Consider the following 22,426-nt stretch of genomic DNA (forward strand, 5'->3'; position numbering starts at 1 on the left):
CCCCATTTAATTTGGGGTATTTCGTTGACTGCTTTGGCTTGATTATTGCTATCTTTAAACTCAAATCAGGACTCCTTGCTTAAAAAATTATCCCTTAGATCCCGAATTTTTGTCACTATGATTTTACTGGTGCTTATAGCATCGGTATTAATAGCCGGAGTTACTATTTACCAATATAGGGAGCAATCTAAAGATTATCACCAGGTCCGTTTGGAGCGGAAGGAAGCTCAGATTAAACAGAGTATCGCCTATACCTTACAGGAAACCACTTATCCGGTGACTACAGAAAATCTGGCACTGATATTTAAAGATGAAATTTATCGGATTGCTGATGTCCAAAACGTAAACTTTAATATTTATGATCTTAAGGGGAATTTAATCAAGAGTTCAAAACCCAGATTCAGAAATGATTCTATATCTCTTCACTTGGGATCGGAAATAATTAATATGTTATCAAATACCGTGGATAAGCGGTATGTACTCGACGATACTGCTGCGGGGGATAAATATCAGGCTTCGTATACTTATATAACTGATGACAAATTTAAACCAATTGGTATATTAAATCTACCATATTTTCAGGATAACTCCTTCAACGACATGGAACTCAAGGAATTCCTGATGCGTCTGGGTGTTGTCTATCTGTTTATGTTGCTTATTGCTATTATTTTGGCTTATTTCATTTCAAAATATATCACCCGTTCTTTACAAACTATTTCCGAAAAAATTACGCAGACTGACATCACCAAAAGAAATGAAAAAATCTTTATTGAAAATCCGGGGCACGAAATAGGAAAACTTATTAATTCATATAATGAGATGATTGATGAACTGGAAATAAGCGCAGCCAAACTGGCACGGAGTGAAAGGGAACAGGCTTGGCGTGAGATGGCCAAGCAAGTAGCTCATGAAATAAAAAATCCGCTAACTCCTATGCGTTTAAGTGTTCAAAGTTTTGAAAGAAAATTTAATCCTGAGGATCCGGATATACAAACCAAGGTAAAGGAATATTCCAAGACTCTGATTCAGCAAATAGATACAATGAGCAGCATTGCTTCTGCTTTTTCAAGCTTTGCGGAAATGCCCGCTCAACAGAATGAAAATTTGAATGTGGTAAAAATAGTTAAACTGGCATTAGACATTTTTAATGAAAAATACATACATTTTATGGCTGATGAAGAGGAAATCATAGCCAAGTTAGACCGCACCCAATTGATACGTGTAATTACTAATTTGGTGAAGAATGCGATACAGGCAGTACCGGAAGTGGAATCACCAAGAATATTGGTTTCGGTAGTTTCTCATGGGGATAAAGTAAAAATATCAGTGGCGGACAACGGTATTGGAATTCAGGATGGCTTTAAAGATAAAGTGTTTGAACCCAAGTTTACAACTAAATCCAGTGGGATGGGCTTAGGCCTTGGCATGGTGAAGAATATTGTTGAAACCTATAACGGGAGTATTAATTTTACTTCACAACTTGGAAAAGGAACCGTATTCACTGTTATGTTTCCAAAAGGTGTAAAAAATTAATAAAATAACTATAGATGAACTTTGAAAATATCCTGATAGAGCATAATAATAGCCTGGCAACAGTTATTATTAACAGACCAAAAAAATTAAATGCGTTAAACAGAGCAACAATTAAGGACTTAAGTAAGGCATTTAAGACTCTGGCCAAGGACAAAACAATACGAGCCATTATACTCACCGGGAATGGTGAAAAGGCCTTTGTAGCCGGAGCGGATATTTCAGAATTCGCAAACTATTCAGTAAAGGAAGGCAAAGATCTTGCAGCAAAAGGGCAACAGGCTCTTTTTAACCTTATAGAGAACTTATCTACTCCAGTCATTGCAGCTGTCAATGGTTTTGCGCTGGGCGGTGGACTGGAATTAGCCATGGCTTGTCATTTCAGAATTGCCAGTAATAATGCCAAAATGGGCCTGCCTGAAGTTTCTCTTGGGGTGATTCCAGGTTATGGCGGAACGCAACGCCTGCCCCAATTAATCGGAAAAGGAAGGGCGATGGAACTTATAATGTCGGCCGGAATGATTGACGCAGAAAAAGCCCTATCCTACGGTCTGGTAAATTATGTGGTTCCGCAAGAAGAACTTTTACCACTATGTCTTAAAATTGCAGGCAAAATAACGAATAACTCACCTGTTGCAATTTCTTATGCAATAAAAGCGGTAAATGCGGGTTTTAAGAATAATGCGAAAGGGTTTGAAACAGAGATAAATGCATTTGGAAGCTGTTTTGGCACAGCTGATTTTAGAGAAGGCACTACTGCCTTTTTAGAAAAAAGAAAAGCAGAATTTCCCGGAACCTGATACGCTTAAAATTCTTAATCTATCATGAAAATTCGTTTTATATTATTTTTTGCGGTTTTTACTGCTGGCTTTACCCACGCGCAAAAAATGCCTATTTCCTATGATTTTGGAGAAAAATATGACGACCGATATAAGTATTCTAATTTAGTCTCTATTTCTGAGGATGGAACAGGCGGAACAGTTTTGGTTAGATCCTACTATACGGGAATGATCCTGAAACCTAAGGGTTATTTTATAGAGCATTATAATAAGGATCTTGAACTGATCTCAGAATATAATTATAAATTAAAAGGGCCTGATCTTATAGAAGGTTACTTAAGAAACGGACAATTATATTTGCTGTTTTTGGATTATAATTGGGAAACTTTGTCATATGACTATATAGTTCACCGCAGTCCTATATCAAATTTCAATTTTACCGAAGAGAAGTTACTCTCAATTCAGTCAGATCAGGTACAACAACCCTATGATCGCAACTATTACAACAGAAATTTTTCGTCTGGTTTTACCACAACGGCATTATTTAACGATGATAAAAGTGCATTTATAATTAGCACACATTTTAAGAAGGGAAAGATTAATAAACACAATATATATTTATTTAATGCTTCGCTCAATAAGATATTCGAACAGGATTTTTCTAATGAAATAGAAGATAAAAATTATGCTTTTGAAAATATAGTGGTCTCCCCCAATATGGAACGTGTATATATTATTGGCAAGGCTTATTTTAAGAAGAAAAGATTTACAGCCTTAGAACGTAAATTTCAGTATGAACTTATTATGCTGTCAAAACAAGGTGCCATTACACAAAACTTTGACGGCCCTGGTAAATTCTCTGAAGCTTTAAAGCCTATTCTCCGAAACGGGAATCTTATTTGTGTTGGGTTTTATGCCGATCGTAAGGATAACAGGTATAATGGATTGGGTTATTTTAAATTAGATCCAATAACACTTGAAGTCCAAATAAGGAAATACAATCCTTTTTCAAATCAATTTATGACAGACAAGTTTGGAACGGAGGATGCTGAACAGGTAAAGAATCTGGTATTTAAAAATGTAAGCTTTACTCAGGATGACGAAATACTCTTTAATGCTGAGGAGTATTTTGTTACATCAAGTGTACAGGCAAATTCAAGCGGAGGCAGAATAAGGGTTGAACGTTTTCATCACAATGATATAGTGAGCGCAAAACTCAATTTAAAAGGTGAAATGCTTTGGGCCAGAAATATTAATAAATCGGAAGTAACACAGGGTGACGGCGCCTATGCATCTTATTGTTCCTATACTAAAAATGATAACACCTACTTTTTTATAAGTAGCTCAGCTGAAAATCCGCAATTACTCAATAATGAACGTGTAATTTTTAAACAGGGCATGAGCAGGAATAGAAATGTTTTTGTCATTCAATTGGACAAACATGGTAAAATGAGTTATGAAAAAATCATTGATGATAAAGAAGCTCGCTTGCCGCTTATGGTTTCAAAACCTCTTGTGGACTTCAACGATAACGCGGTTTTGTTTTACGCTAAAAGAGGAACTAAAAAACAATTGGTGAATGTCTCTATCAATTAAATTTATAAAATTGTCTAAATAGGAATAATTCCATAATTTTGGAATAAATCCATATATTGAAAAAAGAAAATTTTATTAGGGGAAGAGGAGCACAGCAAAATACTCCAAACAAATTTCTTAAACACATACACGAAATACAGCAAGATTTTCTTGAGTTTTGCAGAAAGGAAGGCGAAGAGGCCGTACAAAGGAAAACACAATACTTACCTGTTTTCCCTAAAACAATCGTAAATAAAGTTACCAGTCCCGACGTCGGGATGGAATATTCGATGAATCCTTATCAGGGCTGTGAACACGGGTGCATATATTGCTATGCCAGAAATACCCATGAATATTGGGGCTTAAGTGCGGGTTTAGATTTTGAACAAAAGATTTTAGTAAAGAAAGATGCTCCAAGGCTCCTTGAAGCTAAATTAAAAAGTGATAAATGGAAAGCTGCTACCATTGTGCTTTCGGGAAATACAGATTGTTACCAGCCCGCAGAGCAGGAATTTAAAATAACGAGAGCTTGCCTTGAGGTATTTTTGAGGTACCGCCATCCTGTAGGGATCATCACTAAGAATTCTTTGATTTTAAGGGATATGGACCTGTTAAAGGAATTAAATTATCACGGGTTGATTGGAGTAAATATCTCAATTACTTCGCTTTCAGAAAATACTCGAAGAATTTTAGAACCCAGAACAACAACTATTAAAAAACGTCTTGAAACAATTGCCATTTTAGCTGAGAATAAAATCCCGGTTAATGCCATGCTGGCTCCAATTATTCCGGGCATAAACAGTCATGAAATTATAAATTTGGCAAAGGCGGCTGCTGACCATGGTGCGTCTTCTTTTGCTTATACTATAGTTAGATTGAATGGCGCCATTGGCCTTATTTTTACAGATTGGATCAGGAAAGTCATGCCTGATAGGGCAGAAAAGGTATTGGGCCTTATAGCATCATGTCATGGGGGCACATTAAATGATAGTAGATTTGGTTTGCGAAGCAAGGGCGAAGGCCATATTGCATATCAAATACAAGAAATGGCCAAATTAGCTAAATTGAGATATTACAAAGGAAGATCATTTTCCAAGTTAAACAGAGAATTACACGAACAATATAAACAGGGTCAATGGAGGCTATTCACCTAAACCTGGTTTTTGTTGTGTTTTTATTAAAGAAGATAAGAAAAATTACTTCTTAACTAAGTTCCCATCCCTTACGATAAGTCCCCTTTACCCATTCGTTGGCTTTTTCGTAATTAGTAACCCTCATATTCTCACCATCCCATAGTATTTTGCGTCTCCCCGGATATATAAATCCACGGCCATTTTCATTTGGTTCTTTATACTGAAAAGACTTGATAGCCAGGTTACCCATTAAAACAGCTTCTGTCAAAGGTCCTGAACGCTTAAAATCCGAGGAAGTCTCAGAGCCATTTAAACAAGCTTCCACCCAATTACTTTGATGCCCACCGGTATCCCCTGCTATTCTTTTCAAATAAGGTTCAGGTGCATTTATCTGTTGCATCCTCTCAGAAGGTAACAACCGGGCATTTCTGGAATATGTATCACAAACTAAAATTCCTTTGGATCCGTAAAACACTGTGCCTCCACCAGTATCTCCAATTTTTTCATCATCTTTTAATTCATCAGGCAGATCAGGCATTAAACCCCCATCATACCAGTTTAAGGCAATATCACCATGTTCAGCCGTATTAAATTTAAGCCTAACCAAAGAAGAAGAAGGACAGGATTCACTATAATCCGCTTCAATAAAATCACCTACCCAATTAGTAGTACAGCTAGCTTCAGCCTCTGTAGGATATCCAAGGTCCAGCACTCCAAAAGGAGTTTCCATGATATGACAACCCATATCACCCAATGCTCCGGTTCCAAAATCCCACCAGCCTCGCCATTTAAAAGGGAGATAGGAATCATTATAATCACGCATTGCCGCAGGACCCAACCATAAATCCCAATCGAGTCCTTGTGGAATTGGATCTATTTGGGTAGGTACCGGAACGCCCTGGGGCCAAACGGGCCTGTTCGTCCAGCAATCAACTCTTTCTATTTTGCCAATTACCCCGGATTTTATCCATTCTTTCGCCTCCCGGCTTCCATCACTGGAAGCCCCCTGATTACCCATCTGAGTAACAATTCCATTTTCCCGGGCAACTTCTGTCATTAATCGGGCCTCCCTAATATTGTGGGTTAGTGGTTTTTCTACATAGGCATGTTTTTTTTCGCGCATAAAAGGCAAAGCAATAGTCGCGTGTGTATGATCTGGGGTAGCCACCATAATGGCATCTATATCATTTAAATGGTTGTCAAATACCTTTCTGAAATCTTTGTAGCGTTTTGCTTCTGGATATTTATCGTAACTGCTTTTCGCTCTGCGATCGTCTACATCACATAAAGAAACATACTTTACCTTATTTGTCATATCAAGACCGTTCATAACCCCGGCACCACGGCCACCCACACCAAAGGCTGAGACATATAATGTATCACTGGGGGGCACATGACCTTTCCCTAAAACAAAGCTGGGGACAATTGAAAAAGCAGTAGAAGATGCTGCTACTTTTTTGACAAATATTCTTCTTTTCATAGTGGAGTATGATTTTAAAATAAGGACAGAATATACAAAAAAATAGGACGTATCCCTTTAAAGTGAATGTGTTTCGTTAATTCAGATAAAAGTATGTATTGAAATCAAAATTAGGTTATTTTATACCTTCCCATTCCTGATAGAATTGGTCGAGATAACTGAGCATAAATGCATGACGCTTTTCCGCCAGCTTTTTACCGGTAGACGTATTCATCTTTTCTTTTAAGAGCAGCAATTTTTCATAAAAGTGATTGATTGTAGGGGAATCAGACTTCTTATATTCTTCCTTGCTCATTGACCTATTTGGGGTAATTTTTGGATTATAAAGTTCCCTGTTTTTAAAACCACCATAGTTAAACGCCCGGGCTATACCTATGGCTCCAATGGCATCTAACCTGTCTGCATCCTGTACTATCTGCAATTCAATAGAATTAAAAGGATTATCTGTATTGGAAAAGCTATTCTTAAATGATACAGATTCAATAATTTTAACAATGTGTTCCCTGCATAATTGATCCACATTGTGTTCTATCAAAAATTCAGAAGCTACCTTAGGACCCACAGTTTCGTCACCATCATGGAATTTGGCATCCGCAATATCATGCAATAGTGCCGCCAGTTGAACTACAAATAGATTGGCGTTTTCTTTTTTAGCTATATGTACAGAATTGGCTAAAACCCTTTTTGTATGAAACCAATCATGGCCTCCTTCAGCTCCTTTAAACCTTTGTTTGACAAATTTTTTTGTCTTTTTTAAAATGGCCTTCCGGTTCATTAAAATGAAGTTACTCCGTTAGTTATCTCTTGTTCTACCTTATCAATTAATTCATCAGGATTTCCACTATTATTAACCGGCTGATGAATTTTAAAGGTTAAATGTGATCCAATCCCATATGGAAATTTACCATAACGAAGCATTTTCCATGAATTATTGATACTTATTGGAACAATTAATGCAGAGGGTGCTTGTTTCATAAGGATTTTTAAGCCCGTTCTTTGAAACTTTTTCGGATGTCCGTTCCGGCTTCTGGTTCCTTCAGGAAAAATAACCGCACTTCTGTTGTATTTTTCAATATACCGACCAAGTTTGGATATTTCCATCAGGGCCTGTTTGGCATCCTTTCTGTCAATAAGTACAGATCCGCCATGTCTAAGGTTATATGAAACGCTGGGGATGCCTTTCCCCAGTTCAATTTTGCTCACAAATTTGGGATGATGTGCGCGCATAAACCATATTATAGGAGGGATATCATTCATGCTTTGATGATTTGCAACTATAATAAGGGGCCTGTCTTTAGGTATTTTGTAGGGATTGGTAAAGGTATATCTGGTTCCCAGAACATGTGTGCATCTTATCAGTGCTAAATTGAGGATACTTACACTTTTTTTATGGGCATTATAACCAAAAAGATTGAAGCAAACCCATTGAATGGGATGAAATATTACCAAGACTAATCCAAAAAAGATAAAATATATTACGGTAAGTGGATAAGCCAATATTTTTTGCATGACACAAAAATAAAAAACCGCTTTTATAGAAGCGGTTTTTTACCATTTTTTATGTTATCTAATAAACATTTATTCTAAATGAAGTCTTTGAACCTGAATGAAACCTACCATAAATTCCCGGGGATTTATAGAACTGGCACATCTAATGTTAGCAGAATTCCTCGTATGCTTGCATTAAGTTCTCTGAAATCAATTCTGCAGGTCTTCCTTCGATATGATGTCTTTCTATCATATGTACCAATTCCCCATTTTTAAACAAAGCCATACTTGGTGATGAGGGAGGAAATGGAATCATAAGATTTCTTGCCGCATCTACGGCTTCCGTATCTACACCCGCAAAAACAGTGATAAGATGGTCTGGTTTTTTGCCATTTCCCAGGCTTAATTTCGCAGCTGGTCTTGCATTCGCAGCAGCACAGCCACATACAGAATTAACAACTACCAAGGTAGTACCTTCCTGTTTTATGGACTTCTCAACTGCCTCTGCAGTATATAATTCTTCAAATCCGGCTGAAGCCAGGTCTGCTCTCATTGGTCTTACTAATTCTTCAGGATACATAAGCATTTTTTTATTAAATTATTGGCAAAGATAGTGAAATTGTAATATCCTTAACCAAAAGCTTAACCATTCTTTAAGTAAGGGATTCATTCATATTATCCTATATTTGCGCAAATTTTACTACTGTTATGATTAGGTGGTTCGCCGCAATTTTGGGTTATTTTCTTTTCCGTTTACCTGGAGCTATTTTGGGCTTTTTAGTTGGGAGTTTTATAGATAATTTAAATAGCAGTTCCGGCGGAAGAACAGTCTTTAGTGATTTTACTAGACAGAAGGTGTCCCCGGCAGATTTTGAACTAAACCTCCTTTCGCTTTGTTCTATTGTGATTAAAGCAGATGGACAAGTAAATCAGCGAGAATTAGACTATGTCAGACAATACTTTCTAAGCACATACGGAAAGGAAAAAGCGAATGCTATTTTTAGAACATTTAATGAGGTTATTAAAAATAGAGAGATATCTGCTCAACGCATTTGCACGTACCTGAATCAGCGAACGCGCTATGAAGTGCGGTTGCAATTATTGCATTTTCTTTTTGGCATTGCACAGGCCGATGGAGCGGTGAGTAATCTAGAAATTGAAAAAATAAAGGAAATAGCCGGTTACCTGAGGGTGGGAAGCCATGATTTTGAAAGTATTAAGGCAATGTTTATAAAGTCTGCAGACAATGCTTACAAGATATTGGAAATAGAAAAGGCGGTTTCAGATGATGAAGTTAAAAAAGCCTATCGGAAAATGGCCAAAAAGTATCACCCGGATAAGGTGATCACAGATAATGAGGCGATTAAAAAAGGAGCAGAGGAAAAGTTTAAGGAAGTTCAGAGAGCCTATGAACAGATACAAAAGGAAAGAGGAATTTAATGAGATTTTGGAACTCTTTTATTTTTAAAAAGAATATTCATGTATGATTTTTGGTTCTATTGCAAGCTTGGAATTCACCATGTCTTAGATTGGGGAGCTTATGATCATGTGTTATTTCTGACCGCCCTTACGGCTCCTTTTACATTTAAGCACTGGAAGAAAGTAATTGTATTAGCGACATTATTTACCATCGCTCATTGTCTTTCTTTACTGTTATCTGCCTATTCATTTGTTAAGGTTGACGTCCAGTTAGTTGAATTTTTAATTCCGTTAACCATATTGTTAACTGCATTGTTTAACATAGTGCGGACTATTGTGTTCCAGGCTAAAAGCAAAGGATACCTGCTTGAATTTGCCACTACTTTTTTTGGCTTAATACATGGGTTTGGATTTTCTAATTACTTCAATATGTTAATGAGTGATGAAGATGAAAAGATAGGACCTCTGCTGGGTTTTGCCGGCGGAATAGAAATTTCGCAGGTCATTGTAATATTTTCAATATTAATACTGGCCTTTATAATGCAAAATAAGCTGGGTATGAAAAGGGTAGTATTCACGGTATTATTTTCCTCGATTATAGTATTACTTACAATACCTATGCTGATAAATAGTTGGCTCTGGTAAAAGAATTCATGTATTAAATCAACTTTGGTTTGGAGGAGAAATGTTTTAACAGATTAGATATACCAGACAACGGTTTTAATTAAAAATTAACCATATAAGGTTGTGGGACTTTCCCAAAGCAGGTATCTTAGTGCTTTACCTGAATAAAATGGCGCATACAAAGATTCTGTTTGGTGAGACAAAGTAAACAGGAAAAATACGATAAAGCTTATTTAAGAATGGCTCATGAATGGGGTAAATTGTCCTATTGTAAACGCAAACAGGTGGGAGCTATTGTGGTTAAGAACAGGATGATTATCTCAGATGGGTATAATGGTACACCCACGGGATTTGAAAATTTTTGTGAGGATGATGAGGGATATACCAAATGGTATGTTTTACATGCGGAAGCTAATGCTCTTTCCAAGGTAGCTGCTTCAACTCAGTCTTGTGAAGGTGCTACTTTGTATATAACGCTATCACCCTGTCGTGAATGCAGTAAGCTTATTCACCAATCTGGCATAAAACGTGTGGTATATCAAATTGAGTATAAAGATAATTCGGGATTAGAATTTCTAAAAAGGGCGGGGGTGGAATTGCAGCACCTTCCTGTTATTGACGGTGCTGTTTAAATTATAATTAGACTAAATGAAGAAACGTTATTATATATGGCCAACAATCATAGCCCTGGCTTTGTCGCTCGGAATCTTTGTGGGCGGGAAACTTCACTTTAATGATACTCCAGAGAAATTATTTACAACAAATTCTAAAAAAGATAAGCTTAACAGACTTATAGATTATATTGATTATGAGTATGTTGATGACATTAATACGGATAGTATAGTAGATGTTACCGTAAATAATATTCTGGATAAATTGGATCCTCATTCCGTTTATATTCCCAAAAGTGAAATGACCCGGGTTGCTGAAAATATGAAAGGGGATTTTGTTGGCATAGGGATAAATTTTTATATGTATAGGGATACTATCACGGTAATACGAACTGTAGAAAAAGGGCCTAGTTTTCTTAAAGGGATTAAGGCAGGAGATCGAATACTGATGGCAGGAAGTGATACCCTTTATGGCAAGAGATTGCCAAGTGAAGTTATTGTAGATAGATTGAAAGGACAAAATGGTTCGTCAGTTCAACTTCAGGTTTATCGTAAATCTGAGGATAAACTATTTAAGGTAAATCTTAAGCGAGACCGCATACCAATAAAAAGCGTTCAGGCATATTATATGCTTACCCCTGATATAGGATATATTAAAATAAACAGATTTGCCGAATCTACCTATAAAGAATTCAACATGGCACTGCGGATATTGCAGCGTCAGGGGGCAAAAAAGCTAACTCTTGATTTAAGGGATAATCCTGGAGGTTATCTGGGAATTGCAGAGCAGTTAGCTGACGAATTTTTGCAGGATGGTAAGTTAATTTTATATACTAAAAATAAAAAAGGGAAAATAGAAAAAACCTTTGCTACAAAAAAGGGTAATTTCGAAGATAAACCGGTCTATGTTCTAATAAACGAACGCTCCGCGTCCGCAAGTGAAATAATAGCAGGAGCCCTGCAAGACAACGATATAGGAACAATAGTTGGACGCAGATCTTTTGGCAAAGGATTGGTTCAGCGAGAAATGGAACTGGGCGACGGCTCAGCCGTTCGCCTGACAGTATCGAGATATTACACACCTACAGGTCGTTCTATTCAAAAGACTTATAAAAATGGAAATAAGGACTATTATCAAAAATTTACAGATCGCTATCATAACGGAGAGCTGATTTCTGTTGATAGCATCAAAGTAGCAGATTCTTTGAAGTTCACCACTCCTAAGGGGAAGGTGGTTTACGGAGGGGGCGGCATAATTCCTGATGTTTTCGTGCCAATTGGCAGTAATGAAGAAGAAGCTGTTGAAAGTCTGGAAAGTCTTGGTTTTATGTCCAGGTTTATATTTGAGCATTTAGAAGAAGACAGAAATAGATATACCAATTATACCGAAGCAGAGTTTCTCCGGGATTTTAATGTGGATGACATAGTTTTTGAAAAATTCGTAGACTACTCAATAGATCGAAATATTAAAATTAATTTTTATGATTTTGAAGAGAAGATAAAACTCTATTTGAAAGGTGCTTTGGCAGAGCAATTATTTTCCTCAAACCTCAATGCAAAAATAAAGTCAACTTCAGACAGTATGCTACAAAAAGTTCTGGAATTGGATCTACCCACAATTCATCCAAAAGAAAAAAAGCAGATTGAATTCAACAACTAATTATCCTCTATTTTTTTTTGAATTTTTTTGGAAGTCAGATATATTAACAGCAGTAAAATTGCGCATAGAGAGGCCACAATCCCAATTAAAGCAACAACACTATTTCCTTTCAGGGGCTCATCAAAATCAATAAGAGTAACATTGTAAGTAATAAGTACAAGCGCCAGGATTATAAGTACAATAGATAATGTTTTATTCATTTTAGTTGTTTCTAGTTTTTCACCCCGTTTCCTCTCAATAATCTATTCTAAAATAGTTGGTTAATATTTGAAGTAAATAACTTAACTGCTATAGCTAATAAGATTACTCCAAAAACTTTCCGAATTATATTAATCCCGTTCTTTCCAAGTATCCTTTCAATTGCCTTTGACGATTTTAGAACTATATAAACAAAAATAATATTTATAATAATAGCCACAATAATGTTCTCTACATGAAATTCTGCCCTTAAAGAAAGGAGAGCGGTCATAGTACCTGCACCGGCAATAAGAGGAAAGGCAATGGGAACTATAGAAGCACTTTCAGGCGCATCATCTTTATAAAGTGCTATCCCCAAAATCATTTCAATGGCTAAAAAAAACAAAACAAAGGCACCGGCCACCGCAAATGAATTTACATCTATCCCTATTAGCTTTAGAATTTCCTCGCCAATAAATAGAAAAGCTATCATAATACAAGCTGCTACAATAGTGGCTTTCCCTGATTGTATATGACCCACTTTATTTCGAAGACTGATAATTATAGGGACGCTGCCTACTATATCTATTACGGCAAAAAGGATCATACTTGCCGAGGCTATTTCTCTTAAGTTAAAATTCATTGGACTATTGAATTAAATAAGCTGGCAAATTTACGCATACCAAAGGTTTTTAGATCACAGAAGTACAAATATTTTATATATGTAAATTTCAATAATTACCTTTACGATCTTAATTTTACAGGATGTTTGAAATTGGTAAAGCCATAATCTCTGACGATATTTTGGAAAGGGAATTTGTATGTAATTTATCTGCATGCAAGGGCGCTTGTTGTATAGACGGAGAGGCGGGAGCTCCTTTGGAGGATAAAGAGACTGAAATTCTAGTGGATATTTACGCGGATGTTAAGCCTTTCCTTAGGGCGGAAGGAGTTTCAGCTATAGAAGAGCAAGGTGCCTTTATAAAGGGCGCAGATGGTGAATGGGAAACACCATTGATTAATAAAGAAGAATGTGCATATGTAATTTATTCAGAAAGAGGGATTGCAAAATGTGGACTGGAAGAAGCTTATAATAATGGAGCGACAAAATGGAAAAAACCCGTATCCTGTCATTTATATCCGGTAAGAATTACCGAATATGAGGAGCTTACAGCTGTGAATTATCATAGATGGGAAATTTGCGATCCGGCATGTTCTTTGGGAGAAGAATTGAAAATCCCCATTTATAAGTTTGTAAAAGAGGCACTCATTAGAAAATTTGGGAAAGAATGGTATCAGGAATTGGAAAAAATAGCGGTGGAGAACTCTAAATAGTAGGAATATGTAATATTACCTTGGTGCCCGAGGCTGCACCCAGCGTATTAAAAAGGTCTACAATTTCTAACTTAAATGTATTTTGATAATCTTTAGCAAAATTCTCCAATCGTTCTTTTGTAATATTGATTCCGACTGATTTTCTTTTTAAAATCTTGCTTTCCTTGAGTTTTTCTGCAACTTCTCTTCCCACGCCATTATCGGTTATAGAAATATCTATATAGCCGTTTTTCTTTCTGCTTACCTGTAATAAAATAGATTTGTCACCATCCTTTGAAGAAAGGCCATGCCATAATGCATTTTCCAAAAAAGGTTGAAGAATAAGAGAAGGGATTTTAACTATATGGGGATCAATACCTTCATCTACAATTATTTTAAACTGAATTTCATTGGAAAATCGGATATTTTCAATATTCATGTATAACTCTACGGTTTCTAACTCTTCAGCCAGAGGTATTTCCTTAAGAGAAGAGGCCTCAAGTATTTTACGCACCAGTTTCGAAAACTTATTTAGATAATGGACTGCGTTCTTTTTTTCATTGTTTATGATATAGAGCTTTATAGAATTTAGCGAATTAAATAAAAAATGAGGATTCATCTGGCTGCGAAGCATAGTTTGCTCCAGCGTAAGCACCTTCTTATCGCTTTTGAGCTGGGCTTGTCTGTATAAAATATATAACATTAGCGTAAATAAGGCCAAGAATAAGGCACCGATCAATAGGGTGTTTTGATTTCTGCGCAGTTTTAAATTCATTATTTCATTCTCTTTGGCAAGTACTTCTATCTGACTGTTCTTTTTCTCTGCCTCAGAACGAGAAATTAAATCGGCTAAATATCGCTTATTACGATCATTTGAAATTATTTCCTCCACACTTGCCGCCTCTAAAAAGAATTCTTTAGATTTTTTGAAATCATCTTTATTTTCCCATAAATCGGCTAAGAAGGAGTATGCCTCTTCCATCTCACTAAGCAGGTTATATTTCTTAGCTATTTCCAGCCCTTTATTTAGATTGTGTTGAGCCTTCTCAAACTGATTATTTTGCATTTGTGCCCAGCCTATATTTATATAAATTGCGGAAATAATCTTCATGTCGCCCAAATCTTTAGATAGTTCAAGAATGGATTCAAAAATTTGAAGCGCTTCATTGTTTTTCCCCTGATGAACATATATATGTGCAATTCCGAGATTTGACATCACTTTGATTCTTTTTGATCCAACCTTTTCATTAAAGACCTTGGATTTTTCATAATTTTGGAGCGATTCTTCAAGCTTACTCTCGGCTTCAAGGCATTCTGCAATTCCCATATAATTCATGGCAAGCCCGAGGGAATTGTCCAATTCGGCCTCTAGCGCTATTGATTTCTTGAAACTGGCAATAGCAAGATCGTATTGGCCTAGAGTTCTATAAATATGGCCAATACTGCTCAGAGATAAATTTAGGTTCCTTTTTATATTTTCATTAGGCTGTTCTATAGACTGAGCTAGATCTATTACCTTTTGGGCACAGTCTAAAGCTGAGGGGATAGCCTCTGTTTGCCGATAGACGGCACTTAACATAGTTAAACTATAAATTTGAAATTCTGTATTGTCATTTACCTCGGCGGCCTCTAAAGCCATTTGGTGTAGTTTAATGGCTTTGCTATATAGTGCATAATTCCGGTAAGATATGCCCAATTGATTAAATGCATAGGACTTGCCTTCATGGTAGTTTTCTTTAGTTGAAGCATTAGCAAAATAACGCATCAAACTGGTATCTCGCTGTATTGGCTTAAGCACAATGTCCAAATCATTGTAAGTCTCAGGGGCCTTGGATATAAGGCTTCCCGTTATTTCCTTGAAATTTTTGTCGCTCACCTGCGCATTCGCCTTATGCAAAAAGAGCATTGTAATAACCCAAAAAAGCAAGAAATAATTAGGTATAATAGAAGGACTTTGGGGGATTTTATAACTCTTTAGCATAGGTAATTTTCGAATTGATTATAACAAATCCAAAAAATCAGACTTTTTTTGACGGGATACAGGTATTTTATGATTGGATTGAAGCACCACATATCCGTCTGTTTTTAGAAACTCCTTAATTTTTGTAAGGTTAATTATATAAGAGTTGTGAATCCTGAAAAAGGAATCGCTTGGCAACAACTCATTAACTTCTTTTAATTTTTTGGTAAGAACAATCTTGTGTCCATCTACAAGATAAATAGTACTGTAATTGCCGTCCGATTCGGCATATAGGATCTGTTCACTTTCCAGGAATACTAATTTCCCGTCCGTATTGAAAGTAATTTTTTTTTGCTTTTCGTTAGCATTAAAATTCAGCAGAATTTTTTCCAGTCTATCTGTAGTATAATTTTTTGCGTTAAACTTTTTAATTTTTACAATAGTTTCTTTTAAGTCGTCCGTATCAATTGGTTTTAGAAGATAATCAATAGCCTCGTTCTTAAGTGCTTTTATCGCATATTGATTGTAGGCTGTTGTAATCACAACTGGAAAATCCTTATTGCTTAATTTTTTAATGAACTGAAACCCATCCATGGTAGGCATTTCAATATCCAAAAACAAGCAGTCCGGGGTGTTATGGCTAAGATAACTTAAGGCTTCAAAAGGGTCCGTAAAAGAAGCAACTACATTTATTTCATCACTGAAATTAGTCAATTCCCATGAAAGACTTTGAAGTGCTTTTATCTCATCATCTACAATAACAGCTTGTAACATTATCTTATTATATACTCGTAAGTTACAAAATTAGCAGTACTACTATTAAGACTTATTGAAATTTGTATAGATAGATTAAATAGGTGTATGACTAGTGCTAAAACACTTAAAGTTTACATTAAAAAAAATATTCACCGATTGTGGTCTTCTTTTTTTAAGAAAAAAATAGATTGTTAGAATTATAACAGATTGATATTAAAAAGACTAAAAAATTTCATTCAAAAACAAAATTAGCAAGGCAATTCATACATAATTCCATACCAATTATACAAATGAACTGTGCAGATCATTAGTTACTCCATAATTTGGCTCTACTATAATTTGGAAGAAAGCGTACTGCTGAAGGCTTGTAAAATGCATGTCAAACAATGAAAAAATGTGTTCTATTTTTTACCCTTTTAATCTTAGCATTATTGCTCGCAGTTTTGACGGATAATAAGGAACGCTTTGAGCTGTTAGATGAAGTAGTGTTTTCGGAGAATAACATTGATAGTCTTTTGGCGGAAGAACAGGGCCAAATAGAAGAATTATGTACAGAATAAAAATATAAAATAAACTACCATGCCACATCTCTTAATCAAATCCCTCAAGGTTGGTCTATGGGTTATTTTGTCCCTAATTTTCACCTCTAATAATTCAACGAAAATAAAGTCTGACAAGCTGGTCTTGGCAGCCGGCAGTTATATGCTAAATGTTGCCGGAGAAAGTGAGTTTCAGCTTCATGGGATAATTAATTTTGAAACTGCGATAAAGCGTTCTTCAAAAGGTAAGGAGTATACCATATTAAAATTAAACCTAAATGATGGTCAAGAGCTTCCCGGACATTCGCTGGGATTTTTTCTTTCTAAACAACACCAATCATTAAAAATGGCAAGGGGTCGCCATAAAATCTCTGGGAATATTGAAGGATTTCTTGATTATTTTGACGGGGTTTTTGGGTTTGCCAATATAAATCAATTTGGGGAATCACCATTTTTTGCGAAAAATGGCGCAATTACTATCAACAACATTGATGATAAAATATTAAAAGGTGGTATAAATGTAGTTTTTGAAAATCCAAATAAAGGCAGCTTTGAAATTAATGGTAATTTCATTGCCTTAAAAAAATAATGTTTGGAACTAATTATTTTATTGATATAAATTTGTTTATCAATATCAAGTTCATTGAAGAATAATAGCAGTTTTTATTTTTAAAGATCAAATAAAACTGTCAAACCATTATGTACGACTCTAAGGGGGTATGTCTTTATAGAAATACTACTGCTTTAATGCAGTCCCATAGGTGTAATTGCTAATTGGATAACCATACCAATCATGTTGGTCATGCAATTTGCTCGATTTTTAGGTTTCGGGGGAACTACCTAGATCAGCAGACCCAAACGGTAATTAACAGTTTAAACATCTATTGAGTCGTGCGGTTTGGCGGTATTTTTTTGTAGTTAGCTTACCAGCAAGGGATTAAATCATTAATGTTTTAGTTTACTTATTTAATAAACCAAGAAGTATGTTTTATTATACTTTCTGGTTTAATATTTCACATCCAATAATCACATTTTTTTTACAAAAATTTACTTTTCTGGAAACGTAGCAAACATCACTGGCGAGCCTAGATTTCAACATACGGTGTTAAAAACTTTGGGTAGTATTTTATAAAATCGCCTTTACAATTTGATAACATTTTTGAATCTTTGTTAGCCCAACACTTAGGAAATTCCACCCTACATTAACACTATTTAAAAAGAAAAAAAATGACAGCAGCCTTTGAGCCAATTTTACAGGAAAACGAAGATCGATTTGTGATATTTCCCATACAACATCATGATTTATGGGAATGGTACAAAAAATGTGAGGCTTGTTTTTGGACTGCTGAGGAAATAGATCTTCATGAAGACTTAACAGACTGGAATAATAAGCTTAGTGATGATGAGAAGTATTTCGTTAAGCATATCCTGGCATTTTTTGCAGCTTCAGATGGAATAGTAAATGAAAACCTTGCGGAGAATTTTGTAAACGAAGTTCAATATTCAGAAGCTAAATTCTTTTATGGCTTTCAGATTATGATGGAAAACATTCATTCTGAAACCTATTCTTTATTAATAGATACCTATGTTAAAGATGAAAAGGAAAAGGGGATTTTGTTCAAAGCAATTGAAAATTTCCCGGCCATCAAGAAAAAGGCAGATTGGGCTTTAAAATGGATTGACTCCCCGAGTTTTGCAGAAAGGTTAATTGCTTTTGCAGCGGTTGAAGGCATCTTTTTTTCCGGGGCTTTTTGTTCGATATTTTGGTTAAAGAAGAGGGGGTTAATGCCGGGTCTTACATTTTCTAACGAACTAATATCAAGAGATGAGGGAATGCATTGTGATTATGCCGTACATCTCCACAATAAACACCTGGTTAATAAGGTTCCAAAAAAACGAATCACAGAAATACTTGTAGATGCCTTGAATATTGAACGGGAGTTTATTACTGAATCACTACCAGTTAGCCTAATTGGCATGAATGCAAAACTCATGACGCAGTATCTGGAATTTGTCACCGATAGATTATTGGTTGAATTGGAATGTGATAAGGTTTACAACGCTACAAATCCGTTTGATTTTATGGATATGATTTCTCTGCAGGGAAAAACCAATTTCTTTGAGAAACGTGTGTCCGAATACCAAAAGGCAGGTGTCCTTAACAAAGACAAAGACGTAGATGCGCAAAAAATCAGTTTCGACGCAGATTTCTAAAGTATAGAATAACGTATTATACCTTATTTCTATAAGGGTTTTTAGTTCATTTAATTAGAGTATTTCGCTTATATAAGCTTTTCAATAACCAGTATAGCACTTAAAACAATTAGAACCACATGTATGTAGTAAAAAGAGATGGAAGAAAAGAGCCGATGATGTTCGATAAGATCACGGCCAGAGTACGCAAGCTTTGTTATGGTCTAAACGACCTGGTAGATCCTGTAAAAGTTGCCATGAGGGTAATTGAAGGTCTTTATGATGGTGTAACCACATCCGAGCTGGATAATCTGGCAGCTGAAATTGCAGCCACATTAACTACGGCACACCCGGATTATGCCAAATTGGCTGCGCGAATTTCTGTCTCTAACTTACATAAGAACACAAAAAAATCTTTTTATGAAACAATGAAGGATTTATATGAATATGTAAATCCTAGAACCGGAAAAAAGGCCCCGTTATTATCTGATGAGGTCTTTAAGGTTATATCTGAAAATGCTGATGAGCTGGATTCTACTATAATTTATAACAGGGATTTTGGGTATGATTATTTTGGCTTTAAAACCTTGGAACGCTCTTACCTCCTGAAATTAAATGGGAAAATAGCCGAAAGACCACAGCATATGTTAATGCGTGTGGCCGTGGGGATTCATCTTGATGATTTGGAATCGGCAATAGAGACTTATGAGCTCATGTCCAAGAAGTACTTTACACATGCTACTCCTACATTATTCAATTCAGGTACTCCTAAACCACAAATGTCTTCATGTTTCTTACTGGCTATGAAAGATGACAGCATAGATGGTATTTACGATACACTAAAGCAAACCGCTAAAATTTCGCAGTCTGCAGGTGGTATAGGATTATCAATACACAATGTACGAGCAACAGGATCTTATATTGCCGGGACAAATGGCACATCCAATGGAATTGTACCCATGTTGCAAGTGTTTAACGATACGGCTCGTTACGTTGACCAGGGAGGTGGAAAGCGCAAGGGGAGTTTTGCAATATATGTTGAACCATGGCATGCAGATATTTTTGATTTTTTAGACCTTAAAAAGAATCACGGGAAAGAAGAAATGAGGGCAAGAGACCTTTTCTATGCTATGTGGATCCCCGATCTTTTTATGAAAAGAGTAGAAGCCGATGCGGAATGGACATTAATGTGTCCGAATGAATGCCCTGGCTTATTCACCCATCACAGTGAGGAATTTGAAACATTATACACTGGTTATGAAGCGGCAGGAAAAGGCAGAAAAACAATTAGGGCAAGGGAATTATGGGAAAAAATCCTGGAATCACAGATAGAGACAGGAACCCCTTATATGCTGTATAAGGATGCAGCAAACAGGAAGAGCAATCAAAAGAATTTAGGTACAATCCGCTCTTCCAATTTGTGCACAGAAATATTGGAATACACTTCCCCTGATGAAGTTGCGGTTTGTAACCTGGCGTCTATTGCATTACCAATGTTTATAAAAAATGGAGAGTTTGACCATAAGGAACTCTTTAAAGTTACGAAACGAGTCACCAAAAACCTCAATAGAGTAATTGATCGAAACTATTATCCGGTAGAAGAGGCCAGAAATTCAAATATGCGACACCGGCCTATAGGTTTAGGTGTACAGGGATTAGCAGACGCTTTTATAATGTTACGATTACCTTTTACAAGTGATGAAGCCAAGCAACTCAATCAGGATATTTTTGAAACTCTTTACTATGCCGCCGTTACTGCTTCAATGGAACAGGCAATAGAAGAGGGAACTTATTCAACTTACGCCGGATCACCTATTTCTCAGGGTCAGTTTCAACACAATCTTTGGGGTATTCAGGATGAAGAATTATCCGGCAGATGGGATTGGGACAAATTGAGGAAGAAAATAGAAAAGCACGGTGTGCGCAATTCTCTTTTAGTTGCTCCAATGCCTACTGCTTCTACTTCACAGATCTTAGGGAATAATGAGTGTTTTGAACCCTATACGTCTAATATTTATACTCGAAGAGTACTTTCGGGTGAATTTATTGTCGTTAATAAACATCTTTTAGAGGACCTTGTTAAACTGGGATTATGGAATGAAAATCTCAAACAGGACTTGATGCGTGCCAACGGTTCCATTCAACATATTGATAATATTCCGGAGGATATTAAAGAGCTTTATAAAACCGTTTGGGAACTAAGTATGAAAGACATTATTGATATGTCCAGGCAACGTGGCTATTTCATAGACCAAAGCCAATCCCTAAACCTCTTTATGGAGAATGCCAATTATGGAAAACTTACTTCTATGCATTTTTATGCATGGAAGAGTGGCCTTAAAACAGGAATGTATTACCTGCGCACAAAGGCTGCGGTAGATGCTATTAAGTTTACTCTTGATAATACAAAGAAAAAAGAGATCCCAATTAGCGTAGCTGCAGAGGCGGAAGTTGCGGCTGCATCGCCAGAAGCCGCCGTGGCATTACCGGTTGAAACCACACCTGTTCAGCAACAGGAAACAGATGTAGAACCAATGTCAGCAGCTGAAATGAAAGAATTGATCGCCCGTTCCAAAGAAGGACTAGCAGATGATGATTGTCTGATGTGCGGTTCATGAACGTAACCTATACTGAAATGCAATTGGCTGACTATACTATATCGTTTCAGTTATAGTGTAATAGTGTTTATTGTTTAAAAGACACCTCGGGTAGGTCTAGCCCATTTCCAGGATCTATCAGCAGGTGTTTTTTATGTTTTAAATCTTCGGACTTAACGGGATCTACATAGGAAATAAAATTCCTTCTGAACTAAAGAATATAGAATAATCAGGATATCTATATGAAAAGTGCATAAGCGCCATATCAATAGATCTGAAACAATACTCTAGTTAATAAATAATAGTTGTTTTTTGGGGTAAGTCGCCCTTCTAAGCCTAAAGAATAATATCTTAATAGGGCTTTTGTTCTATTTTTTGAAAATAGGTCTCACAACGTTATACGAAATAATAATCATCGCTGTGTAAATCAATAAAAGAATAAAATAATTGTCCATTGCTCGGGATAAAATAAAACTTCCAACAATATAATATACGCATCAAATTCATATTCAGATTACCAAATTGTAAAAAAAACATATAAAAAATGTTAAAATCAACAATTTGACTCCCTAAAAACAAACAATTCGCATA

At 36.1% G+C, this 22,426-nt stretch carries 21 protein-coding genes; 13 read left to right on the plus strand and 8 right to left on the minus strand.

From position 1 onward, the window contains the following. Positions 1-117 precede the first annotated feature (117 nt). Genes Q0874_RS04420 through Q0874_RS04435 form a run of 4 tightly spaced genes read left to right on the plus strand, consistent with a single transcriptional unit; the run spans position 118 to position 5,038 of the window. Positions 118-1,533, plus strand: coding sequence for a HAMP domain-containing sensor histidine kinase (locus Q0874_RS04420; RefSeq protein WP_299159861.1), 1,416 nt, complete (start codon positions 118-120; stop codon positions 1,531-1,533). A 14-nt stretch (positions 1,534-1,547) separates the two neighbouring features. After that, entirely contained in the window at positions 1,548-2,330 is a 783-nt protein-coding gene (locus Q0874_RS04425) for an enoyl-CoA hydratase-related protein (RefSeq protein ID WP_299159863.1), read from the plus strand. Positions 2,331-2,354: 24 nt separating this feature from the next. Beyond that, entirely contained in the window at positions 2,355-3,905 is a 1,551-nt protein-coding gene (locus tag Q0874_RS04430; RefSeq protein WP_299159865.1) for a hypothetical protein, read from the plus strand. Positions 3,906-3,961: 56 nt separating this feature from the next. Further along, entirely contained in the window at positions 3,962-5,038 is a 1,077-nt protein-coding gene (locus tag Q0874_RS04435) for a PA0069 family radical SAM protein (protein WP_299159868.1), read from the plus strand. Positions 5,039-5,087: 49 nt separating this feature from the next. Here the strand turns inward: Q0874_RS04435 and Q0874_RS04440 are convergent, their stop codons facing one another. From Q0874_RS04440 to Q0874_RS04455, 4 genes are all read right to left on the minus strand, one after another. Continuing rightward, positions 5,088-6,497 (minus strand): Gfo/Idh/MocA family oxidoreductase, encoded by a 1,410-nt coding sequence (locus Q0874_RS04440; protein ID WP_299159870.1) that lies wholly within the window; start codon positions 6,495-6,497, stop codon positions 5,088-5,090. A 115-nt stretch (positions 6,498-6,612) separates the two neighbouring features. Beyond that, positions 6,613-7,272, minus strand: coding sequence for an HD domain-containing protein (locus Q0874_RS04445; RefSeq protein ID WP_299159872.1), 660 nt, complete (start codon positions 7,270-7,272; stop codon positions 6,613-6,615). Next, positions 7,272-8,006 (minus strand): 1-acyl-sn-glycerol-3-phosphate acyltransferase, encoded by a 735-nt coding sequence (locus Q0874_RS04450; RefSeq protein WP_299159874.1) that lies wholly within the window; start codon positions 8,004-8,006, stop codon positions 7,272-7,274. Before Q0874_RS04450 ends, Q0874_RS04445 begins: the two co-directional genes overlap by 1 nt. Positions 8,007-8,154: 148 nt before the next feature. Then, on the minus strand, positions 8,155-8,565 hold the full coding sequence (locus Q0874_RS04455) for a BrxA/BrxB family bacilliredoxin (protein ID WP_299159876.1): 411 nt from the start codon (positions 8,563-8,565) through the stop codon (positions 8,155-8,157). Positions 8,566-8,693: 128 nt separating this feature from the next. Between Q0874_RS04455 and Q0874_RS04460 the strand changes: the two genes are divergently transcribed. The 4 genes from Q0874_RS04460 to Q0874_RS04475 all read left to right on the plus strand — a co-directional run bounded on the left by Q0874_RS04460 (position 8,694) and on the right by Q0874_RS04475 (position 12,299). Next, positions 8,694-9,425 (plus strand): TerB family tellurite resistance protein, encoded by a 732-nt coding sequence (locus tag Q0874_RS04460; RefSeq protein WP_299159878.1) that lies wholly within the window; start codon positions 8,694-8,696, stop codon positions 9,423-9,425. Between the two features lie 39 nt (positions 9,426-9,464). Further along, positions 9,465-10,049 carry a HupE/UreJ family protein gene (locus Q0874_RS04465; RefSeq protein ID WP_299159880.1) on the plus strand — a complete coding sequence of 195 codons (585 nt, stop codon included), beginning with the start codon at positions 9,465-9,467 and terminating at the stop codon, positions 10,047-10,049. A 173-nt stretch (positions 10,050-10,222) separates the two neighbouring features. After that, positions 10,223-10,660: a dCMP deaminase family protein gene (locus Q0874_RS04470; protein ID WP_299159883.1), complete on the plus strand. Its 438-nt coding sequence runs from the start codon at positions 10,223-10,225 to the stop codon at positions 10,658-10,660. A 16-nt stretch (positions 10,661-10,676) separates the two neighbouring features. Next, on the plus strand, positions 10,677-12,299 hold the full coding sequence (locus tag Q0874_RS04475; RefSeq protein ID WP_299159886.1) for a S41 family peptidase: 1,623 nt from the start codon (positions 10,677-10,679) through the stop codon (positions 12,297-12,299). Here Q0874_RS04475 and Q0874_RS04480 read toward each other — a convergent pair. Together Q0874_RS04480 and Q0874_RS04485 are read right to left on the minus strand one after the other, a co-directional pair. Next, on the minus strand, positions 12,296-12,499 hold the full coding sequence (locus tag Q0874_RS04480; protein ID WP_299159888.1) for a hypothetical protein: 204 nt from the start codon (positions 12,497-12,499) through the stop codon (positions 12,296-12,298). The genes Q0874_RS04475 and Q0874_RS04480 overlap by 4 nt on opposite strands. A gap of 47 nt (positions 12,500-12,546) precedes the next feature. Beyond that, on the minus strand, positions 12,547-13,119 hold the full coding sequence (locus tag Q0874_RS04485) for a MarC family protein (RefSeq protein WP_299159890.1): 573 nt from the start codon (positions 13,117-13,119) through the stop codon (positions 12,547-12,549). A 122-nt stretch (positions 13,120-13,241) separates the two neighbouring features. On the opposite strand from Q0874_RS04485, the gene Q0874_RS04490 reads away from it, so the two are divergent. Continuing rightward, complete coding sequence (locus tag Q0874_RS04490; RefSeq protein ID WP_299159892.1) at positions 13,242-13,811, plus strand: DUF3109 family protein; 570 nt, start codon at positions 13,242-13,244, stop codon at positions 13,809-13,811. Here the strand turns inward: Q0874_RS04490 and Q0874_RS04495 are convergent. After that, positions 13,804-15,666, minus strand: a complete 1,863-nt coding sequence (locus Q0874_RS04495; protein ID WP_299159894.1) for a tetratricopeptide repeat protein — start codon at positions 15,664-15,666, stop codon at positions 13,804-13,806. The two genes, Q0874_RS04490 and Q0874_RS04495, sit on opposite strands and share 8 nt — an antisense overlap. 123 nt (positions 15,667-15,789) lie before the next feature. Continuing rightward, the gene (locus Q0874_RS04500) at positions 15,790-16,524 is read right to left on the minus strand and encodes a LytTR family DNA-binding domain-containing protein (RefSeq protein ID WP_299159895.1); all 735 of its coding nucleotides are present in this window, start codon (positions 16,522-16,524) and stop codon (positions 15,790-15,792) included. A gap of 368 nt (positions 16,525-16,892) precedes the next feature. Here Q0874_RS04500 and Q0874_RS04505 point away from each other — a divergent pair, with 368 nt between their 5' ends. The 4 genes from Q0874_RS04505 (at position 16,893) to Q0874_RS04520 (ending at position 21,856) form a co-directional block, all read left to right on the plus strand. Continuing rightward, positions 16,893-17,066, plus strand: a complete 174-nt coding sequence (locus tag Q0874_RS04505; RefSeq protein WP_299159896.1) for a hypothetical protein — start codon at positions 16,893-16,895, stop codon at positions 17,064-17,066. 19 nt (positions 17,067-17,085) lie between these two features. Continuing rightward, positions 17,086-17,634, plus strand: coding sequence for a hypothetical protein (locus Q0874_RS04510; protein ID WP_299159898.1), 549 nt, complete (start codon positions 17,086-17,088; stop codon positions 17,632-17,634). Between the two features lie 638 nt (positions 17,635-18,272). Continuing rightward, complete coding sequence (locus Q0874_RS04515) at positions 18,273-19,259, plus strand: ribonucleotide-diphosphate reductase subunit beta (protein ID WP_299159900.1); 987 nt, start codon at positions 18,273-18,275, stop codon at positions 19,257-19,259. 119 nt (positions 19,260-19,378) lie between these two features. Next, positions 19,379-21,856, plus strand: coding sequence for a ribonucleoside-diphosphate reductase subunit alpha (locus tag Q0874_RS04520; protein ID WP_299159902.1), 2,478 nt, complete (start codon positions 19,379-19,381; stop codon positions 21,854-21,856). Positions 21,857-22,426 lie beyond the last annotated feature (570 nt).

Source organism: uncultured Eudoraea sp. (genome assembly GCF_947490415.1).
GTDB lineage: Bacteria > Bacteroidota > Bacteroidia > Flavobacteriales > Flavobacteriaceae > Eudoraea.